The sequence below is a fragment of the Chromatium okenii genome, from assembly GCF_016583745.1.
GTDB classification, from domain to species: Bacteria; Pseudomonadota; Gammaproteobacteria; order Chromatiales; family Chromatiaceae; genus Chromatium; species Chromatium okenii.
Map to the genome: position 1 here is coordinate 1 of NZ_NRRQ01000099.1, position 1,169 is coordinate 1,169.

Annotated in this window: 1 protein-coding gene and 1 pseudogene; both read right to left on the reverse strand. The window is 45.6% G+C overall.

The window, feature by feature from the left end; genetic code table 11:
• Positions 1-126: 126 nt before the first annotated feature.
• Positions 127-921, reverse strand: a pseudogene (locus tag CKO12_RS14315) (Clp protease N-terminal domain-containing protein); the annotation flags it as partial.
• A 53-nt stretch (positions 922-974) separates the two neighbouring features.
• A partial coding sequence (locus tag CKO12_RS14320; protein WP_200154953.1) for a transposase occupies positions 975-1,169 on the reverse strand: 195 nt, incomplete at its 5' end.

The following is a 1,169-nucleotide window of genomic DNA, read 5'->3' on the forward strand; positions in this document are numbered from 1 at the left end:
CTTCTTTGCTAAAAATTCTACTTGTGCAAAAGAAAATTGTTTCATACTGGCATCATATGTAAATTACGGCTGTGTATATTTTATCATTTAAGCCGCAACGATGCTGGCTATTTAATCAGCGTTTCCTTTGAGCGGCGGCGGCACATCGCCAGCAACGATTTTGTGTGCAAAACCCTCCACGACGGCGGTTTTGCCCACGCCCGCCTCGCCGGTCAAAATCGGATTGTTCTGGCGACGGCGCATCAAAATATCGACGATCTGGCGAATTTCGGCGTCGCGCCCGACGATGGGATCGAGCTTGCCGCTGCGAGCTTGTTCAGTTAAATCAACGGTGAAGCGTTGCAGCGCCTCCTGTTTACCCATTGACGCGGGAGTAATCGCGCCGCTGGTTTCACCGGGCGCTGCGCCGCCGAGTTGCGAACCATCCTGCGCCGTCATCGTTTCTTCTGGTGAACCGCCGACGATCTCATTAAACCGATCACATAACGTTTCGAGTTTAATTTTATCGAATTCTTTAGAAATCGCTGGCAAGGTATTTCGCAAGCCTGGTGTTTTCAAAATACCAAGCACGAGATAACCGGTGCGCACCTGCGATTCTTTATACATTAAAGAACTATAAACCCAGCCGCGCTCAACCGCTTCTTCAACATGCGCAGACAAATCAGAAATTGACGTTGAACCACGCGGCAGTCGATCCAACGCCTCGGTAATATCTTTAGCCAGCCGCGAAGGTTCTAAATTAAACTGTTTGATGATGCGATGCAGATCAGAATCCGGTAATTGCAGAATTTGATGAACCCAATGCACCAATTCAACGTAAGCATTGCCGCGCAGTTTACAAAATACGGTGGCGCTCTCAATGGCTTTGTAACCAAGGCGATTGAGTTTTCCAAATAAAGCAACGCGGCTGATGTCTGGCATAAATAAAACCTAGTGAGGATTCAAAACAATATAGTCGATCCAACATAAAATGATTACAAATGACAGGCAAACAAAGCATCAACTGAGCAATGGTTCCTTTTACGAATCGCTTTTGCTTTTGCCCAATAGTTTTCAATCGGATTTAAGTCAGGTGAATATGGTGGCAAGTATTCTAAAATATGCCCGCTTTCTTTAATCTTTTGCTGAATATCTTGTCTTTTATGAAAAGCGGCATTATCCATAACAAG